Source organism: Thalassospira sp. ABD4_177, from assembly GCF_056160125.1.
In genome coordinates, this window is sequence record NZ_JBSWWO010000002.1 from 591814 (window position 1) to 615145 (window position 23332).

The window sequence follows — 23332 nt, forward strand, 5'->3', positions numbered from 1 at the left end:
CAAAAGTTGCAAGAATTATTTGTGCACCGCAACACAACTTTCTGGCATTATTCCAGATAGCAGGCAAGACCGCTGAATCGCGCGCGTTGTCGATGGTGACAGTGGCCAGCGTATCAAAGGTTGCCCTTGGCAAAACAACGTTCTAACGTCGCCCGGACAGATAAAAACAGACATGCCATTCGCCCCACTCTTTCAGGCATGCCAAAGCGCCATACAGGAACACAGATCATGACGATCGAGCTCAAAGCTATCAAACGATACCCGGTCAAGGGAATGCGCGGTGTTGATCTTAAAGAAGCAAAGATCACAGCCCATAAGATGATTACCGATGACCGCCGCTTTGTGATTGCCACCCAGTCCTCGGTCGGACAGGAAGGCGTGCATGAATGGGCCCGTAAAAGCAATTTCCTGCAGCTGGTGAACACCCCCAAGCTCGCCGAAATCGGCACCGACTATGATGACACCACCAGCACGCTGACGATCCTTCGGAACGGGCGCGCGATCTGTAAAGGCAAGCTTGACGAGTCCATGGGCCGCACCGTGGTCGAGGATTTCCTCAAGGCGTTTTTAAAGAACGAGATTGCCGGCACGCCAAAAATCTATTCCGTGCCCGATACCCATTTCGGCGACATGAAGGAACCGTTCATATCGTTGTTGAACCTGGCTTCTATCCGTGATTTCGGCACCCGCATCGTTCAAAGCGAAATCGATCCGATGCGGTTTCGCGGCAACCTGCTGGTTGACGGGCTGGAGCCCTGGAAAGAGCTGGAATGGAACGAAGACAAGATCATCAAGATCAATGATATCTCGTTCCGTGTGGTTCACCCGATCACCCGCTGCAAGGCGACCAGTGTTAATCCCGATACCGCGGTTGCCGATATCAACGTTCCACTGATGCTGCGTAAAGGCGTAAACCACCTTTATATGGGTGTGTACCTTGAGGCCCTTGACGATGGCACGATCACACCGGGCGATGAACTGATCCTTGCTTAAAGGCGATCAGTCATTGCCGGAATTGAATGTCGGGGCATGAACAGCCATGCCCTTGAACATCTCGTCGTGATACCAGTCGATACGGTGCGCGCGAATGGGCGGACATCCCTTGCGAAACAGAATTTGTTCTTCCTTCGGGAAGCGGGCCACCTCAGCCGATTTCAGGATCGGCTGATTGTCCTGTGATCGCAAATGGACCGGGCGACTGGTATCCTTGCCGCCACCCGTATCATCAAATTTCGACATTGCCGTCAGACCGGACACCCAATCCAGGTTGAACGCACCTTCCTGGCTCAGGACCGAGATGGCATCAACACGTCCGACGACGTTTTCCCAGTTCAAACAAACATCCATCAGGCCACTGACGCCGGTAAAGCCCGGCCAGACCACCATGCCGTCGCCATACCCACCACCCAGAAGGCGCTCGAACAATGGCATGCGGCCAACGCTTTCAATGCCGTCTAGCAGAACAAGAAATTCCGGATCGCCCGATTTCCATCCCCGCTGATTGATCAGGTTCATCATGCCAGACAGCATCACACGACTAAAGGACGGCTGAACTTCCGGGTTTTCGCCGCCAAGCTGACCAATCACAAAGATCGACACAGGACCGCTGGTAATGTCTTCGAGCGTAAAGCTGCTTTTGCTGACCAGTCGCGAGATTTGCGGATTGTCGAATTCTTCGGTGGCTGCCCGGCAGGCCTCGATGATCTTCATGCGCTGATCTTCGGTCATATCAAGGATATTGAGCGCGACCTCGGAGATACGACCATCGGCAGACTCGATGCTCATCATTTCTTCAAGAATCTTGTAGAACCGATGTGATGGCATGATCAGGTTACGGCGCACTTCACCAAGGTTGCGATCTTCCTTCGCACTGCGCTGGATTGTAAAAACAATAAAGCCCTGAAGCAGGGTCCGCGCCGTACGGACTTCCTGTTCATCAAGTTCCTTGACGAACATCGGGGCAAGAAGCGTGTCGGCAATAAAGCCGGTATCAGTAATCAGGCCTTCACCCTGCTGGCGGATAAAATCAAACGGGTTGAACTGTTCGGTTTCCACCCCGGTCTGCTTGTGCGGATCAAGAACGATCAGCCTTTGCCCAAGCTTGGTCCTTCGGTCGTGAATGGCGCGAAAAATGCTGCCATGGCGCTCATAAACAAACAGGTTTCCCGTATGCAAAAGGGCATTTGGCTCGGCCGAGGCGCGGTAATATTCCTCGGGCTTGGTGGCAAAGGTCAAAACGCGTTTCAGACCATTGGCACCGATCAGGCGCTTGTCATCGCCGAAGCGCCCCAGAACAAATGCCGGATTATTTTCCAGCAACTTACGCGCATTGAGGTCCTCGACGCTGGCCCACTCCCCGTCGGCCTTCATCCGCGATCCCTTGGCCCCGAGTTTGGGTTTCTTTGATTTCGAAGAGGATGATGGTTTCAGGCGGTTCAGTACGATGACAACCAGCGGGATGAACATCGGGACGATGAAACAGACAGCCCCCAGAAGGGCCAACTCGTAGTCACCGTTAAACAGCCCAAGGGCGATAACCATACCGCCAAGAGCCCATAGCAAAACCATGACGACCCGAAATAAGCCAGTCCCCATCTAACACTCCCCGAGAATGCGCCTGTACCGTGAAAGGATGCCGGTTGTTTGATGCCGGTCTTGGCTTCACGGTTTTATATGTGATTTGTCCCAGAACCCGCGCGAGCGTTAATCGACGGTTGCACGGGATATTCGATTATATGCTTATACAGTTTCGCATACCTTAAAGCACTGCGTCTTTGGGGGTATGTTTGCATTTGGCGTGTGCGCCCAAACGACAACACCCCTGCAAGCGTTGACTTGCAGGGGTGTTTGTCATGTTGAAAGACCGCCTCTGGTCAGATCAGGCCGAAACCGGCTCGGATCCCTCATCAGAAGTGGCACCTTCTTCGTCATCTCGGCCCGCTGCACGGCTGCGACCACGACGGGCTGTCGGGTGACGGCCGCGCGTACGCGCCGTACCGCTTGCTGCCCGGCGGGTTTTCTTTTCGCCGTCTTCGCCCTGCTCAGTGCTGTCGGCATTTGCCGGTGCGTCATCACCAGATGCGTCAGCCGGTGCGTTTTCATCTGCACTGGCATTGGCATCATCGGATTTGCGCGGGCGACCACGGCCCGGACCACGTCCATCCGAACGACGGGCACGCGGGGTGCGCTTGGGCTTACCGCCATCATCCTCAGACGTTTCAGCAGCATTTTTGTCTGCCTCTACCGGGGTGTTGTCGTCACCATTGTTCGACGCATTTTCAGCGTTTTCGTTGGTGTCACCCTGCTGGTCGTCATTCTGGTTTGACTGGGCGTCGTTACGGTCGTCACGGCCACGGTTGTTGCGCTGACGATTGTTTTCACCACGTTCCTCACGGCGCTGGTTTTCCCATTCCTGGGCAGCCTGAAGGATACGATGGTAGTGTTCAGCATGCTGGTAGTAGTTTTCAGCCAGAACAGGATCGTCAGTCGCGTCCTTTGCCAGCGAAACATACTTTTCATAGACCTGCTGGGCATTGCCGCGTACACGGCCGTCCGGCCCATTGCTGTCAAAATTCTGGAATTTTGGATTTACTGGACGTTTATTCGACTGTTGCCGTCCGCGCGGACGTTTATTGTTATTTCTCATATCAACATGACTTTGGTGTTGAAGGACAATCCGGCGGCATCATCGGCCCCGGAACCACTCCGTCTGAAAAACATATTTCCCGCTAAACAGCGCCGATCTCGGCATTAATACAAACCTGCCGGGAACCTTGAAAGGAACGGAGATTGTTGACTGTTTACAGGGGAACACGGCGCTTTCATAAGCGCGTTGGGCACCCGGCCCGTTCAATTCAACCTATATGGCTTGGCGGCGTATTCCAACTGTTTTTTTCACTCACCGATGCTTTTTTTACATCACAGGCGTGGATTTATCAGATTACGCAGCGTCCAACCGAACAACGGGTTTTCTTTGCCGCAACGCAGCGAACAACACCGCCCAAATCTTCGCGGTATTCCACCCCGACAAAACCGGCCTCGATCAACAATTGCCCGACATCCTTTTCCTGACCGCGACCGATCTCGAAAATGACAAATCCACCGGGCTTTGCCAGATCAAATGCCACGTTCGACAAGGCACGATAGGCCGCAAGCCCATCGCCCTCATCGGTCAGGGCAAGACGCGGATCAAACTTTTGTACTTCCGGCGACAGGGTGGTCATCTCGTCCGCCGTGATATAGGGCGGATTGGACATGACAAGATCAAATCCTTCGGCACGATCTGCGTCACTCAGTGCACTATCCCAATCCGAAACCCGAAACTCGACTTGGTCTTCAAGCTCCAGAAGTCGGGCATTTTCGCGCGCGCACGCCACAGCACCTTCACTCAGATCAAGCCCGATCCCAGTCGCGCCGGGCAAATCCCCAATCGCGGATAATAACAGGCAGCCAGTACCGGTGCCGAAATCAACAATCCTTGGCGCATCCGCATCTTCAAGGGAATCAATCGCCCATTCGACCAGCGTTTCGCTATCAGGTCGCGGCTCCAGCGTTTCGGGCGACAGCTTGAAGGTATGGCGCCAAAAATCACGCTCACCAAGGATACGCCCAACCGGTTCATGCCCGATGCGACGCGCGATCATGTCGCGGAATTTCGCTGCCTTGTCTACGGCCACGACATCTTCGGGCCAGGCGCTGATCCGGCCGCCATCAACACCCGCGGCCCGCGCCAGTAGAATACGCGCATCCATCCGGGCATTTTCAATCCCCGCACCGCTCAAGGCTGCAACCGCCTCGGCCATCAGGGTACCAAGGGTTGGTGACGTGTCAGAAGACATGATCAGCTTTCAATTTCGGCAAGCTTTTGGGCCTGCTCCTCGGCGATCAGGGCATCAATCATTTCATCGACGGCCGGACCACCGGCAATGAAATCATCCAAGCGATAAAGGGTTAGGTTGATGCGATGATCCGATACGCGCCCTTGCGGGAAGTTATAGGTGCGAATGCGTTCTGAACGGTCACCCGATCCGACCTGTGATTTGCGGTCTGCGGCGCGTTCGCTGTCCTTGCTTTCGCGTTCCTGATCATAAAGACGCGACATCAGCATCTTCATCGCTTTTTCTTTGTTCTTGTGCTGCGACTTGGCTTCCTGGCTGGCCGCGACAACACCGGTCGGGATATGGGTAATACGTACCGCACTATCGGTGGTATTGACGTGCTGACCACCCGCCCCTTGTGAACGATAGGTATCAACGCGCAAATCCTTGGGATCAATTTTGATATCGACCTCTTCGGCTTCGGGCAGAACCGCCACTGTGGCCGCAGATGTGTGAATACGCCCGCCCCCTTCGGTGACCGGCACACGTTGCACACGGTGCACGCCACTTTCAAATTTCAGGCGGGCAAAGACATCCGTGCCCGACACATTGACGATCACTTCCTTGAAACCGCCAAGGTCGTTTTCGCTGGCATCCATCTGTTCGAATTTCCAGCCGCGCCCCTCGGCATAGCGCTGATACATCCGATACAGATCAGCAGCAAACAGGGCGGCCTCTTCGCCACCGGTCCCGGCACGAATTTCAAGAATGGCGTTTTTGGTGTCTGCACTATCCTTGGGGATCAGCATCAGCTTCATCTGACGCTCTGCCTCGGGCAGCTTTTCCTGAATGTCGTATTTCTCGGCCTCGGCCATTTCGCGCATGTCGCGATCACCTTCCGGATCGGCCAGGATTTCCTCGGCATCTTCCAGATCGCCTAGAAGCTTTTTATAAGCCTCAATCGCCTCAACGACCGGGGCCAATTCGGCATGTTCGCGCGACAGCTTGGAAAAGCCGTCACCATCAAGCTCCCCGCTTGAAAGAAGCGCGTTGAGTTCGTCGAACCGGCGCGTGACACCTTCGAGCTTCCCAAGGTCCAAACTCACTCTTTATTCTCCTGTTCAGGGTCGCCGGGTGCCTCATTGGTCCCAAGCGGCTTGTCTTCAAGTTCAAACAAACGCGCCAACAGTTTCTGGGCCTTGACCCATTCCACGGTGCCAGCACCGTCTGTTGTCGTCGCCAACTCCTTCAATGCCTGTGTCGGCGCATGCAAAAGCCGATTGACCAAAAGCCGGGTCGCCTTTTCTGCGTCCCCGTGACTTTCATTCAACGCGTCTGCACGTACGGCTTCGAACCGTTTGCGCAGATCTGCAATCGCCGGCACAGCCGCACGCTGCGCACGGTCACGCACAAAACCATCAAGCTCCGCCTCAATCAGGGCCCAGGCCTGATCAGCCTTTTCTTCGCGTCCACCACGCCCTTCGGCTGCGATCTTTTCCAGATCCTCGATACGGTAAAAGAACACTTCATCGATCTCGTCAACCTGCGGATCAATATCGCCCGGTACGGCCGTATCGATCATCAGAACCGGGCGGAACCGGCGACGCTTGACCGATGCCAGCGCGCGTTCCTTGTCGATCATGTAGCGGCGCGATCCACCGGCGGTCAGAACAAGGTCCGCCTCGGCCAGCAGACGATCAAGATCATCAATTTCCGACCAGTGGCAATCCAGTCGGCGTGCCACGAGCCGCGCACGTGCAGTCAGGCGGTCAGTCACCAGAATGCGACCAATGCCACGTTCTGCCAGCGACGCTGCAATCAACTCGCCCATGTCACCGGCACCGGCCACCAGCAATGTACAATCGCCAAGGTCACCATGCAGGTCACGCGCAACCGATTGTGCTGCTGCCGCGATGGAAACCGCGCCCTGACCGATCCCGGTCTGGTTACGGACCTTTTTGGCGATGCCATAAGCGGTCTGGTAGACCTGCTCCAACTCGCGCCCGACAAGGTTATGCTTGCGCGCGATGCGATGGGCGTCCTTGACCTGACCAAAGACTTCCGGCTCGCCAATCACCAGACTGTCGAGCGACGCGGCAACCGCAAACATATGGCGCAACGCATCCCGGCCGGACCGGATATAAAGCTCGCTCGCCAGCTGGTCACGATCCAGATCAGCCCAAAGCGACATTAGATCAATCAGGCGTTCGCGGCCACGTTCGGCCTCGGACGCCAGCAAGTGAATTTCGGTGCGGTTACAGGTCGAAACGACCACCGCCTGTCCCAGTCGGGCTTGCTCAATGGCCGCCAGGAATTGCGGCAATCGGGCTTCGTCAATGAACAGACGGTCGCGGGTATCCTCGCTGGAGCGCCGATGATTGGTGCCGATCACCATCAGGCGATCGAGCGGCCAGTCCCCGGCATCCTCATGCGAAATCCCGTCCGTCACACCATTCTCACTTCTTGCCGATCACGTCAGCCAATTGATCAAGCGCCACTTCCTGCTGCTCGCCGCTATCAAGGTCGCGCAGCTGGGCAACGCTATTGGCAAGCTCATCATCGCCAAGAATCACCGCCAGTTTGGCATTGGCCTTGTCCGCACGCTTGAGGCGCTTTTTCATATTGCCGGAATAACCAAGCTCAACCGCGACACCGTCTTCACGCAAGGTCTGCGCGAGGGAACGGCATTTGGCTTCGGCCGCGTCCCCCATCGGCACCAACGCCACCGGGCGGGCACCTGCCGGAGCTTCGCCAACCATAAGAGCCAGGCGTTCAACACCGGCAGCCCAGCCAACACCGGCGGTCTGCGGACCACCCATGGTCGAAATCAGCCCGTCATAACGGCCACCGGCCATCACCGTGCCCTGTGCACCAAGGGTGTTGGTGGTGAACTCAAAGCAGGTATGGCAGTAGTAATCCAACCCGCGCACGAGACGCGGGTTCAGCTCGTAATTGATGCCGATATCACCAAGGCCTTCGGTCAGGTTCCTGAAGAATTCCCGGGAATGCGCGTTCAGGTATTCGGCAAACAGCGGGGCGTTGGCCACCAGTTCGCGGTCGCCTTCATCCTTGGAATCAAGGATACGCAGCGGGTTCTTATCAAGACGTGCCCGGCTGTCTTCGGATAGCTTGTCAAAATGGCCCTTGAAGTAATCGACCAGCACATCGCGATAGGCCGCGCGGCTTTCCGGATCGCCAAGGGTGTTGAGTTCCAGCGTGATGCTGTCCCAAAGACCAAGTGCCTTTAGGATATGCGCGCCATACCCGATCATCTCGATATCGCCTGCGACCTGTTCAACGCCAAGCAGTTCTGCACCGATCTGGTGGAACTGACGCTGACGGCCTTTTTGCGGGCGCTCATAACGGAACATCGGGCCATAATAGCTTACCTTGACCGGTGACATCTGCTGCATGCCGTTTGAAATATAGGCACGCGCAATACCAGCCGTCCCTTCGGGACGCAGGGTGACCTGTTCGCCACCACGATCTTCAAAGGTGTACATTTCCTTGGTCACGACATCGGACGTATCGCCAAGGGTACGGGCAAAGACTTCGGTAAATTCGAAGATCGGCGTGGTCATGCGATGGTAGCCATACAACTCGCCGATTTCGCGTGCGGTATTCGCGATGTAATCCTGCAGACGGTTCTGTTCCGGCAGAAGGTCGTGCGTGCCACGGACGGGTTGAAGCGATGCCACTTTGGGTCTCCGATCTAACTTGAATTCCTGATACTTGCGCAAAACATCAATAGGCGCAAATACATGCGAACATGAAAATAGCTTTCCGCCGGTGTGGCGGAAAGCCAAAAGTAGTCAATTCTGCCTTGCTATTCCGCCGCGGTTTTCTTGGCGGCTTCTTCGGCTTCGATCTTTGCTGCACGTTCTTCGACCAGCTCGACGATATGGTCGACCATCTTTTCCGTGCTGATATTGTGATCGGGGCGGCCGGAAATATACATCTTGTGGTTCCCACCACCGCCACCGGTCAGACCGATATCGGTTTCGCGCGCTTCACCCGGGCCATTAACGATACACCCAATGATCGACAGCGAAATCGGGGTGGAAATGTGCGCCAGACGTTCTTCAAGGGCAGCCACAGTCTCAACCACGTTAAAGCCCTGACGTGCGCAAGACGGGCAGGAAATGATCTGAACACCACGGGTACGAAGACCAAGCGATTTCAGGATATCAAAGCCAACATGGATTTCCTCGACCGGGTCGGCAGACAGCGACACACGAAGCGTATCGCCAATCCCGGCCCACAGCAGGTTACCCATACCAATCGATGATTTCACCGTCCCGCCGCGCAGGCCACCGGCCTCGGTAATGCCAAGATGCAGCGGATAGTCGCAGGCTTCTGCGAGACCGTAATAGGCCGCCACCGCAAGGAACACGTCCGATGCCTTGACCGAAACCTTGAATTCGCGGAAGTCCTGATCTTCAAGAACCTTGGCGTGGTTCAGCGCACTCTCGACCATCGCTTCCGGGCATGGCTCGCCGTAGCGTTCCAGAAGTTCCTTTTCAAGCGAGCCGGCATTCACACCAATTCGCATGGAACAGCCATGATCCTTGGCCGCCTTGACGACTTCACGCACGCGGTCGGTCGACCCGATATTGCCCGGGTTGATGCGGAGGCAGGCGGCACCGGCTTCGGCGGCCTCAATCGCGCGTTTGTAATGGAAATGGATATCGGCAACGAGCGGGACATGCACCTGCTTGATGATGTCTTTCAGGGCCGCCGTTGATTCCTGATCCGGGCAGGACACACGAACGATATCCGCACCGGCCTCTTCCAGACGATGGATCTGCGCAACAGTCGCGTTCACATCGGTGGTCAGGGTGTTGGTCATCGACTGCACCGAGATCGGTGCATCCCCGCCGACTTCCACATCACCGACACGGATTTTGCGGCTTTGGCGGCGTTCAATATCGCGATATGGGCGGACGCTCATTTCCGGTTCCAAAATGTTCAAAATGTCTTGGGGGAGTATATAGCTTATCAAACACCGATTAGAAACCGTTGCCTAACAGATTTTCCGCCAGATTTCGCATAGCTGTCACGAAAAAAGGCGACCCGTTTGGATCGCCTTTCGAATTTTGTCTGTTTTCATCGCCAGATGGCGTTGGTGCAAGCTACTGAACCGTCGGTTCTTCAGTCTGGGTCAGATCACCGACATCAAGCGAGAAGTCCGAAATCACCGCGCCATATTCACCGACCGGCTGCGCGTCTGCGCCATCGATGCTGTAGGTCAGTGCGCCTGCATTGCCGACTTCAAGTTTCAAGCCGTCACGATTCGGAACTTTGTAGGTATCACCCGCCGTCAGCATCCGGGTCAGAAGAACATTTCCGTCTTCTTCTCGGATACGCACCCAGCTGGTTTCAACAGCAGAGATGGTCACCCGGCTATCAAAATTGAGCGCGCCAAAGACACGCGCCCCACCCGCATCATCGACTTCCGGGGCGGCCGGAACCGATGCGACTTCGGCTGCGGGTGCAGCCGGGGCTTCGGCAACTTCATCTTCCACAGGTGCCTCTGTAACTTCGGCGACGACCGGCGCTTCTTCAGCGACCGTTTCTTCGCTCACCGTTGCCACATCTTCAGCAACCGGTGCCGCTTCAGGGGCGGCTTCTGCAACTTCTTCGGCAACAACAGGTGCCTCGGCCGGCTCTGCCGGTGCTTCGGCAACTTCGGTTACAGCCTCGGGTGCCGTTTCTTCGGCCGGGGCCTCGGAAACCGTTACTTCTTCAACCGGGGCTTCCGGCTCAACCGCACTTTCCGGCGCGCTGGCAACGGGTTGCTCCTGCTCGGCAATGACCGATACGGGTGTTTCCATCTCGGCCTCGGCGGCTTGCGCGTCGGCTGCGTTTTCAAGCGTGCGAGGTTCGGGTTCTTCGGTTGCCGGGGTCGAATAGCTTGCCAGACGTTCTGGCAGCGGATCGACCAGATCAGCAATGGTTTTGCCCTGGCTGGAAAGATAGTACCAGCCGCCATAGGCACCCAATCCAAGCATGACCGCAATCAAAAGAACGGCCCCACCCGGCACACGGCTTTCCTGAACCGGTTTCGGGAAGGACAGTTCACTGCGCACTGCAGGCGCGTTGCTTTCTTCACGGAAGCGGCGCGCGATTTCCGCGCCATCCAGTCCGAGATGTTCAGCATACGCCTTTACGAAGCCAAGCCCATAAGGACCGTTCGGCAGAACCGAATAGTCACTGCTTTCGATGGCTTCGATGTAAATTTTGCGAATACGAAGCATGCGGCAAACGTCATCGACTGATTGCCCCAAACCATTGCGGGTGGCCTTAAGCAGGCTCCCGACTTCGGTGTAACCACCGACCTGGCTATTCTGTTCGTCCATCACAACATCATTTGATGCCTGATCCCCGGACAAAGGCCTGAAACGAAGGCGTCCACGGGTCTCGTCATCCAAATGATCTTCCTTTCGCTTTTTGATCGCCAACTCCGCACCCCCACGTTACGATCTAGCAATAAACCTAGCAGATATCCCCACCAAAAGCGATTGTTTTTAAAGTTTTACACCGTGATCTATTGCGAAAGCCTTAAGACGCGACCGCAATGATCTGGTTGGATTATCCATTATCGTCAGAATATATCGTTCGACTTCAGACTTGCACATACTTCTGACCATTTCCTTTACAGGACCGACAGAGGCTGGCGCCATCGACAAACGCTTGATTCCCAAACCGATAAGGGCCATCGCTTCGAGCGGCCGCCCCGCCATTTCACCACAAATGGTCAGGCGCACATTGCGCTGATCACACAATGTCACCAATTGACGCATAAACGCAAATACACTTGGTGACAAGGTATCATATCGCCCTTCAATGCGCGGATTTCCGCGGTCAGCGGCAAACATGAACTGCAACAGATCGTTGGTGCCGACCGACAGGAAATCAACCCGCTCCATCAGGGCCGGAGCCTGCCAAATCAGGGCCGGCACTTCAAGCATCGCACCGACTTCGACCTTGCGCGGGACAAAACCGCGTGCGGCTTCACGCTTTAGCTGTTCATCAAGAACCGCCTTGGCCATATCAAACTCTGCAACTTCGGCAATCATTGGGAACATGATGTACAAATCACGATCATGTCCGGCACGGATCAGCGCGCGCAGCTGATGGACCAGCACCGCCGGCCGATCCAGCGTGATCCGGATGGATCGCCAGCCCATCGCCGGGTTCTCTTCTGTCATATCTTCCCAATAGGGCAGCAGTTTGTCACCGCCGACATCAAGCGTCCTGAACACCACAGGGCGACCGTCCGCTTGCTCGAAAATACGGTCATAGAGCTGGGTCTGGTCGGTGATATCGGGCATGGCAGAGCGCACCATGAACGGAATTTCCGTCCGGTACAGGCCAATCCCATCGGCACCGCTTTCAATCACATGCGGCACATCAATCAAAAGACCGGCATTCACATTAAGCGAGATATCCGCCCCATCCGTCGTGCGCGCTGGCATGTCGCGCATCTGGGCATAAAGGGCTTTTCGCTCCGCCCGGGCACGCAGTGCGCCATCAATAACGGACCGGACATCCTCGCTGGGACGCACAAACAGTTGGCTGTTGTCTGAATCCACGATCAGCGGATCGCCCGCCTCAACCTTGTCAAGGACCCCCTTGACCCCGCCCAGCACCGGAATATCAAGCGCGCGCGCTACAATCGCCACGTGCGAAGTGTGCGAGCCTTCTTCTAGCGCTAGCCCACGCAAGCGGGTGTGGTCGTAATCAAGAAGTTCTGCCGGGCCGATATTACGCGCCACCAGAATGATGTCGTCTGGCAAATCGCCAAAGGCTGGCGACTGATACTGCCCCGAAAGATGCTGCAGCAAACGGTTGGCCAGATCTTCAAGATCATGCAGTCGTTCGCGCAGATAAGGGTCGGTGACCTGCGCCATGCGCGCACGGGTATCGTCATGAACTTTCTGAACGGCGGCCTCGGCCGTAAGGCCGGTATGAACCGCTTCGGTAATCCGGTTCAGCCAGCCGGTATCCTGGGCAATCATCCGATAGGCTTCCAGAATATCGCCTGGATCATCGCCCTCATCCATGCCATCGATGCCAGCAACGGCCTCAAGCATCTTATCTAGGTGATTTTGCAGGCCATGCATGGCTTCACGCAGGCGCGACAGCTCTTCTTCCGGGTCGTCAGACACCATGCGGTCAATGACAATGCGCGGCTCATGCAATACGGCTAGGCCCTTGCCAATCCCCGGTGCCAGACGCGCCCCACCCAAACGCAGAGGCAACAGAGCAATACCATCGGCCGGGATCAGTTCTTCACGGCTGACCAGCTCGCCGGCGGCGACCATTTCGGCCAGCACCATGGCAACGTTTTCAAGCGCTTCCTGCTCGTCCTCGGAATACAGGCGCTCGGTCCGGTTCTGCACTGCCAGCACACCGATGATGCGACCACCGCGCAGGATCGGCACACCGATCATGGAATGATAGACTTCTTCGCCGGTTTCCGGACGATAGGCAAAGTTCGGATGGCTTTGCGCGTCCTTGAGGTTGAGTGGCCGCGCATGTGCGGCGACAAAACCGACAATCCCCTCGCCCACCCGCAGGCGGGTCAAGTGAACTGCTTCCTTGGACAGGCCACAGGTCGCAAACAGCTCAAGCACTTCGCCCGCACGCATGACATAGACCGAGCACACCTCTGCCACCATGTCGGCGGCAATGATGGTCACGATCTGTCCGAGGCGTTCTTCGGCAGTCCCCGGACCAGCCATGACGTCACGCACACGCTTTAAAAGGCGTCGCGGGCCAGAGACTGCGGCGGACGGAATGCTCATGTGACTTAGCTGTCTCTCTTAACCAGGGATTGAACGGCCTGTTCGACCAACTCTTCGAGGATTTCGGAAACCGGTTGTTCTTTCTTTACCATACCAACCGACTGCCCGGCCATAACCGATCCACTTTCGACGTCGCCATCGATCACGGCACGGCGCAATGCACCCGCCCAGAAATGTTCAATTTCAAGCTGTGCTGCACCCTGATCAAGTTCGCCTGCGCGGAACTTTTCGATCACGGCACGCTGGGTATCGCGAAATTCATCCGTGCCCTTGTTGGCCAATGCCCGCACCGGGATCACCGGGAAGCGATCATCAAGCTGAACAGTGGTGACCGCATCGCGGGCACTTGCACGTATAAAGGCCTTTTTGAAATCGGGATGGGCAATGCATTCCTCGGCACATACAAGGCGCGTGCCTATCTGAACGCCAGATGCACCCTGTTCAAGCAAACCGGTAATCGCTTCGCCGCGGCCAATACCACCGGCACAGAAGACAGGGATATCGGAAACATTCGGCAGGATTTCCTGCGCCAGGACCGTCAGCGACACCGGGCCGATATGACCACCGGCTTCGCTGCCTTCGATCACCAGTGCATCCGCACCCGACCGAACCAGTTTCTTGGCCAGAACCAGTGCCGGGGCAAAGCAGATCACCTTGGCAAATTCCTTGGCCTTCTTGATCGAGGTCGAAGACGGCAAACCACCGGCAAGCACCACATGGCCAACACCCTGCTCACGGCACACCTCGATCAGCTCATCAAGCTGCGGGTGCATGGTGATCAGGTTGACGCCAAACGGCTTGCTGGTCATTTCCTTGGTGGCAGCGATTTCCGCCGACAGCAGATCCGGGGGCATCGACCCGCAGGCAATCACACCAAAACCACCCGCATTGGACACGGCTGCAACAAGGTGACGCTCTGAAACCCAGGACATTGCGCCGGCCATGATGGCGTAATCGGCACCAAGGAATTCCTTGCCGGACGCCCACAATTTTTCCAGGCGCGCCCGTGCGGCGTCAATTTTCGGATCGCTCATATTCTCTGTACCCCAAAGCAGAAACGCAGGGAACCGGTGGTTCCCTGCCATTTCATTACAAAGGCCGAAACACATCGTTCCAGCCAGAGCATGTTACCTTAAATCTGTTCCACTTTGCCGGAGGCATTCTTCCGTCCTGCAAGGAAAGGTATGAAGAGCGTAGCGGGACTACGCTCGAAAACCTTGACGCTGCGGGGCGGAAGAATGTCCCGGCCCGAAGGGTTTGATTTTGGCGACGTCCGGCTACGTTACACCACTTGAACGATGCGCCGCATCGCTCTGCGTACTGTGCCTTGCCAGACGATACGCCAAAAAAAAACAAAGTGAAGCACATTTAAGGTAACATGCTCTACTATGTAGTATTACAGGTAATTTAACAGTGACTTAATCGTATAGGATTAGCCAACCTGTTGACCTTATTCAGCATCCAGACCGTATGCCGTGTGCAGGGCACGGACGGCAAGTTCGGTATATTCCTCGGCGATCAGCACGCTGACCTTGATTTCCGAGGTCGAGATGACCTGAATATTGATACCTTTCTCCGCAAGGGTTTCAAACATCTTGCGGGCAACGCCCACGTGGGAACGCATGCCCACACCGATGATCGACACCTTGGTGACATCAGACGTGCTGAGCAGCTCCTGATAGGCGATCTGCTCTTTGTTCTTTTCGATCACCTGAAGCGCACGCTGGAATTCACCACGCGGAACGGTAAAGGTCATGTCCGTGCTTTTGCCGTCTTCAGAGACGTTCTGCACGATCATGTCGACATTGATATTCGCATCAGCCAACGGGCTGAAGATTGAAGCGGCAATACCCGGTTTGTCTGCGACTTTAACCAAGGTGATCTTGGCTTCATCACGGCTATAGGCAATTCCGCTGACGACTTCCTGTTCCACGATTTCGTCCTCGTCTACAACAAGTGTTCCTTCTGCTTCGCTAAAGGTGGAGCGGACCTGCACCCGAACGCGATGGTTCATCGCCATCTCGACAGAACGGGTTTGCAGAACCTTTGCTCCAAGCGAAGCCAGTTCCAGCATTTCTTCGTAGGTAATTTTTTCGATCTTGCGCGCCTTGGGCACGATGCGCGGATCGGTGGTGTAAACACCATCGACATCGGTATAGATGTCACAACGATCCGCATCGAGGGCCGCTGCAAGCGCCACCGCCGACGTATCCGATCCACCACGACCAAGCGTAGTAATCCGGTTATCAGGTGCGATCCCCTGGAAACCGGCGACACAAACGACTTCGCCGCCATCCATGCGCTTATCAAGCTCGGTGGTATCGATTTCCTGAATGCGGGCCTTGGCGTGGGCGCCATCGGTCTTGATCGGGATCTGCCAGCCAAGCCAGGAGCGCGCAGGCACATCCATGCTTTGCAGCGCCATCGCCAGAAGTCCGACAGTCACCTGCTCGCCCGACGATACGATCACGTCATATTCACGTGCATCATACATCGGCGAAACTTCCTGCGCCCAGCCAACCAGTTCGTTGGTCTTGCCCGACATGGCCGAGACAACAACAGCAACCTGATTGCCGGCATCGACTTCGGATTTCACCCGGCGCGCGACATTCTTGATTTTATCAACATCGGCGACCGACGTGCCGCCAAATTTCATGACAATACGGGCCATGAAGTATCCCCGCTATGCTCGCCGTCCATCGGCTGTCCGAACGTGACGGCATGTGATCCGGTCTTAGTCCAGGATAGCATGCCGCACTCGCAGCGCTTTCCCTGATCCAAGCGGCGTTATCAATACTGCCATAATTCACATGAAACAAGCGTCAAGGATGCCGATAAATTGCGCAAACGCGATTTTTTTGGCCCGAAAATGTCCCAAATCACCCAAACACAGCAAATCGCATCGCATATCCTGCGAAAACTACCCAATATCCCTGAGCGCGGAACGATCTTTCCGGGGTGCGATTTGACAGCTCGGTATTGCCTTGCCGGGCGCGCGCGCGTAAACAGAGCATCATACAGCTAAAGTGTTTTACGCCTTCGGAGCCACACCATGTCGGACGCATCCGCACAAACCAGCCGCACTGCCAATGCCGATGAAATCGCACGTTTTTCTGCGATGTCCGAAAAGTGGTGGGATCCGAACGGCGTGATGAAGCCGCTGCACAAGTTCAATCCGGTGCGCCTGCAAATCCTGCGTGACAATATCTGCGCCCATCTGGGCCGCGACCCGGAAACCATCGAACCGCTCAAAGGCATCGAAATCATCGATATCGGCTGTGGTGCGGGCCTTCTGTCAGAACCGCTTGCCCGCATGGGCGCCCGAATGACCTCGATCGATGCATCGGAAAGCAATATCGAAGTCGCCAAAATTCATGTTGCGCAATCCGGTCTTGAAATCGACTATCGCTGCTGCACGCCGGAAATGCTGGCCGATGAAGGCAAACAGTTCGACATCGTCCTGAACATGGAAGTGATTGAGCATGTCGATGATCCGCAATTCTTCATGCAGGCCTGCGCATCGGTTCTTAAGCCGGGTGGTCTGATGTTTGTCGCCACACTGAACCGCACAATCAAGTCACTGGCACTGGCCAAGATCGGTGCGGAATACATTCTGCGCTGGCTGCCGGCCGGGACCCACGACTGGCGCAAGTTTGTGAAGCCGTCGGAAATGTCGGGATATCTGCGTGGTGCGGGTCTTGATCTTTGCGATATCACGGGTGTGGCATACAACCCGATCAACGATACCTGGTCGCAAGCCCCGCGTGATCTTGATGTGAATTATATGGTGATCGCCCAAAAGCCCGACTGAGCAGGAAAACGCCTGATCAGTTCTTTTTGGTCTCGTCATCCCAGGGCAGCGCCATGACATCGATGCCTTCATCGACCAGTTCGGTGGTTTCCTCGATCGAGGCCTGACCATAGATGCCACGTTTTTCGGTTTCACCGTAATGGATTTTGCGGGCTTCTTCGGCGAACTTGTTGCCGACATTTTCGTAATTGCTTTCGACCTGTTTGCGGATTTCGGCTATCGCGGCCTGGGTGGCTTCGGCAATGGCTTTTTGTTGCTGCTTTTCGGCTGCGACTTCTTTTTGGCGTGACGTGCGCAGACGCGGCGCCATCAAGGCCTTGCCAACATTCGATGTGCCACATACCGGGCAGGACAAATCACCGCTTTCGGCCTGCGCCTCATAGGTCGCGCCGTCCTTGAACCAACCTTCAAATTCGTGATCATGTTCGCATTTAAGCTGGAATAGAATCATGATGGTACTTGTATAAGCCGAACCTGCCGCAAAACGATAAGCATATCATATAGACATGATATGGCCCGCCTTGGCACAAATCGCCAGTCCACGGGCGTCACACTGAATAAACAAGATTTACAAAAATGTCATCCCAATTGCCATCAAACTGGATCACACAGCATTGCCCCGCCTCAACCCCATCACGCAATCAGGCGCTTGATCTGGCATGCGGCAAGGGACGGCACAGTTTCTGGTTGGCGGATCAGGGATGGCAGGTCACCGCACCTGATCGCAACCTTTCCCAAACAGATACCAACGCCAACCCGGAAATCAACTGGTTGAAAGCTGACCTTGAAACGGGTCACTGGCCCTTGGGCGACCAGCAGTTTGATCTGATCGTTGTCGCCAATTACCTGCACCGGCCGTTATTTGCCCGCCTGCGTGATGCCGTCCGCCCAGACGGCACCCTGATCTATGAAACCTTCATGGTCGGGAACGAGGTTTATGGGCGCCCAAGATCGCCGGACTTTCTGCTGCGCCCCGGCGAGTTGAAGGCGCAATTTGGCGATTGGAAGGTGATCGCCAGTCAGGAAGGCGTGGTGCATGCCCCCGCCACTGGCGATCCAAAGGCGTGTCGACAGTCTATCGTTGTCCGCAAACCGGAAGCTTAATGTTGATGGCCAGCATGACTGTGCTGATGGGCGTCTGCTTCTTCAATCTCAACCTCGATTTCGATTTCCTCACCGTCGCTTAGGACATGCATATCGAAATGCCCACCATGCTCCAGCGATTGCTTTAGGCCAGTAAGTTTGAAGGCCAGTGCTTCCGGGGCCAAATCCATCTCGGCACCGGCGGGCACGATCAGGTCCCCAATCGGGACATAGACGCCATCACCAGACTGCATCTGAAAACCGACCACTGAAACATCATTGGCGATATCGGCTTCGGCCCCCGTGATCACCACGTCCTTGTCACTGGTGTTCTTGATTTCCATAAAGACAAGCGCATCATGACCAGATGTTTCACGGCTCCAGGCATGGATAAAACGAAGTGAGCTGCTTTCAGAAACATGATGCTCTTCGTGCTCATGTTCATGCTCATGGTCATCATGTTTGTGATCATCGGCAAATGCAGGCGTCGTTACCAACATCGCAGCAGCAATCAGCAGGGCCGTTTTCATTTCGATTTCTCCATTATCAAATTAAAGCGTGCCGCAACATCACCCGCGCAGGCCCGCAATCACGGAACGTTTCATGGTCAAAAGGGCTGGCAGAAGGGCCAGAACCGAGGTCAGACTGATAAACCCGGCGACGATATGAATTTCTGGCCAATCAAGTGTCGCCTGCACCAGAATATCGGTGCGCGCTGTGATCGCCTGGGAAATCCCCCAACTTGCCAACACGCCAAGGCCAAGCCCCGATGCCGCACCAATCACAATCAGGAAAACCGCGTAACTCCAGGTCAGCGCAAAGACGAACCTGCCCGGCGCCCCAAGGGCACGCAGCAGGGCAAGACGACGTGACAGCAATCGGGTCAGCATCATCAAACCGGCCAGAACACTGGCTGTGACAAGAACCTGCGTGATGACGGCGAGAACCGACATCAACTGACGCACATCGCCCATCAATGCATGTAGCCGGGCCAAAATGGCGCCCGGGAAAAAGGCCATCGTTTCGTCGTTGTTAAAGGTGGCCTGCAATCCATAGGTCGATCCCAGTGAATCGGCGCGCACCAGAACGGCTGGCGTTCCCGGGAAATAAGCCGGATCAAACGGCGGGCCAACAACGCCATCCCATTGCGGATCATGGCCAACCGCAAGACCATGCACACCCCAAACGGCTTCAACCGGCACCAGAATGGCCCGATCCCAAGGTGTTCCGGTCAACGGCATCTTGCCGGTGATGGTGTAATTGGCGCCGCGATGTGCATCATCTTCGGCCGCGTCCCCGACCCCGTGGGCCGGCGAAAACTGATCACCAACCGACAAAGACACGCGCGCCCCCACAATCGCCTCATCCTCGTTGGCAAACATCCGGCCGACAGACAGGTTTTCGCTCAGGTGCTTAACAAATTGCGGCGTGGTACCGACAACAGGCGCGTCTTTCCAGCTATCACCAAAGGCGATCGGCGCCACCAGCTGGGCACGGGGATGGCTTTCAATTGCGTGATAGGTTTCCCCGTCAATCAGCGGCATGTCGGATGCCTGCAAATAGACCGCGGCCAGCATGGCGGTGATTTCACTGCCCGGTGCGGCAACGATCAAATCAAACTTGTCGGCTGCGCGTGCCGTGCCCTGACGAAGCCCGCGTTCTTGTGCGATCAGACCGACGCCGATCCCGACTGATACCGCAATCAAGGCGACAAAAACGATGCTTAGCCAAACCTGCTGACGCACAAGCGCAATCAAAAGCGGTCGGATTTCAAAGCCCCGCAGAACAACCGCGCCCAAAGCAATTGCCGGCAACAACAGTACCAAGCCAATCAATCCGTCCTGCACAGCGACCGGCAGGTCGTACCAGAATGCCATCATGCTGCGCTGTCCTGTATTCTGCCATCCACGATATCAATCACCCGATCGGCTTGCGCATGCATCGCCGGGTCATGTGTCACCGCGATCAGGGTATGGCCATGATCGCGCGCAAGACGCATCAGATCATCGGCCAGCCGATCCGCATGCTCCCGATCCAGGCTTGCGGTCGGCTCATCGGCCAGAACAATCGCCGGGTCTGCCGCAAGGGCACGGGCAACCGCTATCCGTTGGCGCTCCCCACCGGAATAGGTCCCCGAAATGCGATGTTCACCGGCAGACAGCCCAAGCTTTTCAAGCTGTGCTGTTCCGGTATTGCGAATGTCTGCCCGACGCTGTTTGGGCGCATAAAGGGCAGCGATACTGGCATTGCCAAAGGCGCTTAGTTCTTCGAACAACAAGTGGTCCTGAAAAACAAACCCCACCTGATCACGGCGAAAGGCTGCGCGTGCAGGGTCGTTCATGTCCGAAAGAACCTGATCCCCCCAAACAACCTGACCCGTCGTAATCGGCAGGATGCCCGATATGGCATACAGGAATGTCGACTTGCCCGCACCTGACGGCCCGCGAACAGCCACCGCGGTTCCGGGTTCAATCGACAATGTTGGAATTTCAAGAAGGGTGCGACCGCCCTCACCCGATACGGTCAGCCCTTCGATCCGAAGCGGTAAGCCAGCCATCAAACCAGCTCGAAGGTTGATTTTTCAAGGCGCACCCGGCTGACAAACCCGGTCTCCGGATCCTTGTATCCGCCAAGCGACAAAACCCCGGAAACCGAAATGCGCCGGTTAAACGGTACGACGCGAAAGACGCGCTGGGTATAAACCGCCATGATGTCATCGGGCCATTCCGCCTCGGTCTCGCAGAACGGGCAAACAGCCATCGGACGTTTGGTCAGGACGAAAAAGGTACTGTCAGCCTTAAGCGGCGGGGCCATAAAGCCGTTTACCGTGATGCGTTCGCCTTGCAGTTCTTCGGCAAGCGGGGTGAAGCTTTGGTCTTTTTCGTAAAAATCACGCATCCGAAGTGCATCCTCGGCCCGAAGCAGGGTCGGTGTTGCCATAAAAGCAGCCCCAAGGGCGATGAACTGACGTCTTTGCATGATCATGTCCTGTTGGTATCTCCGGCCACGGCAGACCGGTCTTACTTCAATCCGGGTAAATGGCGGAAAGGGCCAAGAATGGCCCTTTCCTTAAACCCTTGCGACAGGTGCCAACTTAGTTGGCGGTCGCGGCATGGTGCATCACATGGAAGATAACGTTCTGTTCGATCGTCCCTTCCAGAAGATGCGCCCACGGGCCTTTTGCATAAACAGCAACGTCTTCACCCGAATGGGTTTCAGACGATTTCGGGATCAGCGCCTGCTGGAGGTATTCCAGATCAACAGCCTGTTCCTGGGTTACTTCCGGACGACCACCGTAATAGTTGCCATCTGCCTGTTTGGTCAGAACCGAACCGGCACCGTTCAGGTAACCTGCAACGGTGTAAGGCTTGCCATCATCGGCCAGAAGCGGCTCGCCGGTGTTTTCGGTTTTGTCGTTGCTGATATCCATGCAAAGGCCAAGGATATCGGAACCACGGCCGCAATAGCCGTTAAAGGCAATCGCATGTTCGTGGTCGGCGGTGACAACGATCAGGGTGTCTTCATCGTTGGTCAGTTCATCGGCAATCGCGATGGCTTCCTGGAAGGCAACGCCGTCACGAACGGTACGTGCAAGGTTACCGGCATGGTTTGCGTGGTCGACACGGCCCGCTTCGATCTGCAGGAAGAAACCGTTCTGATTGTTTGACAGCGACTTGATGGCCATTTCGGTCATCTGTGCCAGCGACGGCTCATCCGCACGGTCGGCTTCGTATTTCATGTGGCTGTCTTCAAACAGACCAATGATCGGCTTGCCCGACAGTTCCAGCTTGCCTGCGGTTTCATCGTTCCAGGCATACTGAACACCGGCGTCTTTCAGCTCGGCAATCAGGTCCTTACCATCTTTGCGGCGACCTTTGCCACCCTCGTCGGTCTGTGCTTCTTCAGAAACGAAGAAACGACGACCGCCACCCATTGCCAGATCAACGGTGCCGTCTTTCATTTTGGCAACCAGCTGCTGGGCGATGTCGGTCTGCTGGGTGCAGCCTTCCGGAACGCTGCCTTCCCAGTTACGGTCGGCCGAGTTGGAGTATGCCGATGCCGGGGTGGCGTGGGTGATACGTGCAGTCGAAATGATACCAACCGACTTGCCCTTGGCAGCCAGGATATCTGAAATCGAGGCCAGCTCGTTACCGGCAACGGTCGAGCAATCGCCACGGACAACATTGGCATTCACACCAAGAACACCCGCCTTGGTTTTAACACCAGACATCATGGCGGTACCGGTACCGGCACTGTCCGGGGTCTGCGCGTTGGTGTTGTATGTTTTCACCAGTGCCAGATACGGGAATGTTTCGTGCGGTCCAACGAACTCGTCACCATAACCACCTGCCTGCTGGCCTGCGAAAAGGCGGGTCGCATAGTTGGTGCCAACACCGTTACCATCGGCGATCAGGATGATCACGTTTTTGGCGCGGTTAGTAATCGGCTGTTTGGCGATTTCCTGCTGGATACGATCCTGAGCAGCGGTGAACCACTCGTTATTTGCCTGCGGAATTTCCTGCGCAGTCGCAGCCGTTGCAACCATGGTTGCAGCCAGCGCGAGAATTGACGGCTTCATGAGAACTTCTCCATTTCAATGCATATGCAGCGACAAGCCCATTTGCCCCTGCAGCCCAACTGCATTCCCCCCTACGGAAAGCAGGTAATGACAGCGGGGAATAGTTTTCTCGCGCAGGTGGAAAAGTCCAAAGACGGTTTGATGACAGTTGATGTTCAAATGAACATAAGTGGCTGTGACGCTGGGAAAACCTGATCGTCAAAGCAAGCCCCCCTGACATGCAAACACCCCG

General features: G+C 55.9%; 20 protein-coding genes. 3 read left to right on the forward strand and 17 right to left on the reverse strand.

All coding sequences use genetic code 11. The features are described from left to right. The first annotated feature begins 228 nt into the window (after window positions 1-228). Window positions 229-993: an MOSC domain-containing protein gene (locus ACXAF0_RS15535; protein WP_475346752.1), complete on the forward strand. Its 765-nt coding sequence runs from the start codon at window positions 229-231 to the stop codon at window positions 991-993. A 6-nt stretch (window positions 994-999) separates the two neighbouring features. On the opposite strand, the gene ACXAF0_RS15540 is transcribed toward ACXAF0_RS15535, so the two are convergent. From ACXAF0_RS15540 to ACXAF0_RS15590, 11 genes are all read right to left on the reverse strand, one after another. After that, on the reverse strand, window positions 1000-2595 hold the full coding sequence (locus tag ACXAF0_RS15540; RefSeq protein ID WP_475346753.1) for a type IV secretory system conjugative DNA transfer family protein: 1596 nt from the start codon (window positions 2593-2595) through the stop codon (window positions 1000-1002). A gap of 283 nt (window positions 2596-2878) precedes the next feature. After that, window positions 2879-3646, reverse strand: coding sequence for a DUF4167 domain-containing protein (locus ACXAF0_RS15545; protein WP_475346754.1), 768 nt, complete (start codon window positions 3644-3646; stop codon window positions 2879-2881). Between the two features lie 289 nt (window positions 3647-3935). Next, window positions 3936-4838, reverse strand: coding sequence for a peptide chain release factor N(5)-glutamine methyltransferase (gene prmC, locus ACXAF0_RS15550; protein WP_475346755.1), 903 nt, complete (start codon window positions 4836-4838; stop codon window positions 3936-3938). 2 nt (window positions 4839-4840) lie between these two features. Further along, window positions 4841-5923 carry a peptide chain release factor 1 gene (gene prfA / locus ACXAF0_RS15555; protein ID WP_475346756.1) on the reverse strand — a complete coding sequence of 361 codons (1083 nt, stop codon included), beginning with the start codon at window positions 5921-5923 and terminating at the stop codon, window positions 4841-4843. Then, window positions 5920-7266 (reverse strand): glutamyl-tRNA reductase, encoded by a 1347-nt coding sequence (hemA, locus tag ACXAF0_RS15560; protein WP_475346757.1) that lies wholly within the window; start codon window positions 7264-7266, stop codon window positions 5920-5922. The genes prfA and hemA overlap by 4 nt, the downstream gene beginning before the upstream one ends. A 7-nt stretch (window positions 7267-7273) precedes the next feature. Further along, on the reverse strand, window positions 7274-8515 hold the full coding sequence (gene hisS, locus ACXAF0_RS15565) for a histidine--tRNA ligase (protein WP_475346758.1): 1242 nt from the start codon (window positions 8513-8515) through the stop codon (window positions 7274-7276). 128 nt (window positions 8516-8643) lie between these two features. Then, window positions 8644-9768, reverse strand: a complete 1125-nt coding sequence (ispG, locus tag ACXAF0_RS15570) for a flavodoxin-dependent (E)-4-hydroxy-3-methylbut-2-enyl-diphosphate synthase (RefSeq protein ID WP_475346759.1) — start codon at window positions 9766-9768, stop codon at window positions 8644-8646. Between the two features lie 181 nt (window positions 9769-9949). Then, complete coding sequence (locus ACXAF0_RS15575; protein ID WP_475346760.1) at window positions 9950-11176, reverse strand: helix-turn-helix domain-containing protein; 1227 nt, start codon at window positions 11174-11176, stop codon at window positions 9950-9952. A gap of 168 nt (window positions 11177-11344) precedes the next feature. After that, the gene (ptsP, locus tag ACXAF0_RS15580; RefSeq protein ID WP_475346761.1) at window positions 11345-13627 is read right to left on the reverse strand and encodes a phosphoenolpyruvate--protein phosphotransferase; all 2283 of its coding nucleotides are present in this window, start codon (window positions 13625-13627) and stop codon (window positions 11345-11347) included. Window positions 13628-13632: 5 nt separating this feature from the next. Beyond that, window positions 13633-14661 (reverse strand): NAD(P)H-dependent flavin oxidoreductase, encoded by a 1029-nt coding sequence (locus ACXAF0_RS15585; protein WP_475346762.1) that lies wholly within the window; start codon window positions 14659-14661, stop codon window positions 13633-13635. A 416-nt stretch (window positions 14662-15077) separates the two neighbouring features. Continuing rightward, window positions 15078-16298, reverse strand: coding sequence for an aspartate kinase (locus ACXAF0_RS15590; RefSeq protein WP_475346763.1), 1221 nt, complete (start codon window positions 16296-16298; stop codon window positions 15078-15080). Window positions 16299-16679: 381 nt separating this feature from the next. Between ACXAF0_RS15590 and ubiG the strand changes: the two genes are divergently transcribed. After that, window positions 16680-17438, forward strand: coding sequence for a bifunctional 2-polyprenyl-6-hydroxyphenol methylase/3-demethylubiquinol 3-O-methyltransferase UbiG (ubiG, locus tag ACXAF0_RS15595; RefSeq protein ID WP_475346764.1), 759 nt, complete (start codon window positions 16680-16682; stop codon window positions 17436-17438). Between the two features lie 16 nt (window positions 17439-17454). Here ubiG and ACXAF0_RS15600 read toward each other — a convergent pair whose 3' ends face one another. Further along, the gene (locus tag ACXAF0_RS15600; protein WP_475346765.1) at window positions 17455-17889 is read right to left on the reverse strand and encodes a DUF1178 family protein; all 435 of its coding nucleotides are present in this window, start codon (window positions 17887-17889) and stop codon (window positions 17455-17457) included. A 125-nt stretch (window positions 17890-18014) separates the two neighbouring features. Here ACXAF0_RS15600 and ACXAF0_RS15605 point away from each other — a divergent pair, with 125 nt between their 5' ends. Beyond that, entirely contained in the window at window positions 18015-18542 is a 528-nt protein-coding gene (locus ACXAF0_RS15605) for a class I SAM-dependent methyltransferase (RefSeq protein ID WP_475346766.1), read from the forward strand. Here ACXAF0_RS15605 and ACXAF0_RS15610 read toward each other — a convergent pair. The 5 genes from ACXAF0_RS15610 to ACXAF0_RS15630 form a co-directional block, all read right to left on the reverse strand. Beyond that, window positions 18539-19051 (reverse strand): copper chaperone PCu(A)C, encoded by a 513-nt coding sequence (locus tag ACXAF0_RS15610; RefSeq protein WP_475346767.1) that lies wholly within the window; start codon window positions 19049-19051, stop codon window positions 18539-18541. The two genes, ACXAF0_RS15605 and ACXAF0_RS15610, sit on opposite strands and share 4 nt — an antisense overlap. A 39-nt stretch (window positions 19052-19090) precedes the next feature. Next, entirely contained in the window at window positions 19091-20401 is a 1311-nt protein-coding gene (locus tag ACXAF0_RS15615) for an FtsX-like permease family protein (protein ID WP_475346768.1), read from the reverse strand. After that, window positions 20398-21078 carry an ABC transporter ATP-binding protein gene (locus tag ACXAF0_RS15620; RefSeq protein ID WP_475346769.1) on the reverse strand — a complete coding sequence of 227 codons (681 nt, stop codon included), beginning with the start codon at window positions 21076-21078 and terminating at the stop codon, window positions 20398-20400. The genes ACXAF0_RS15615 and ACXAF0_RS15620 overlap by 4 nt, the downstream gene beginning before the upstream one ends. Then, window positions 21078-21500 carry a hypothetical protein gene (locus ACXAF0_RS15625; RefSeq protein ID WP_475346770.1) on the reverse strand — a complete coding sequence of 141 codons (423 nt, stop codon included), beginning with the start codon at window positions 21498-21500 and terminating at the stop codon, window positions 21078-21080. The genes ACXAF0_RS15620 and ACXAF0_RS15625 overlap by 1 nt, the downstream gene beginning before the upstream one ends. Before the next feature lie 115 nt (window positions 21501-21615). After that, entirely contained in the window at window positions 21616-23100 is a 1485-nt protein-coding gene (locus ACXAF0_RS15630; protein WP_475346771.1) for an alkaline phosphatase, read from the reverse strand. Window positions 23101-23332 lie beyond the last annotated feature (232 nt).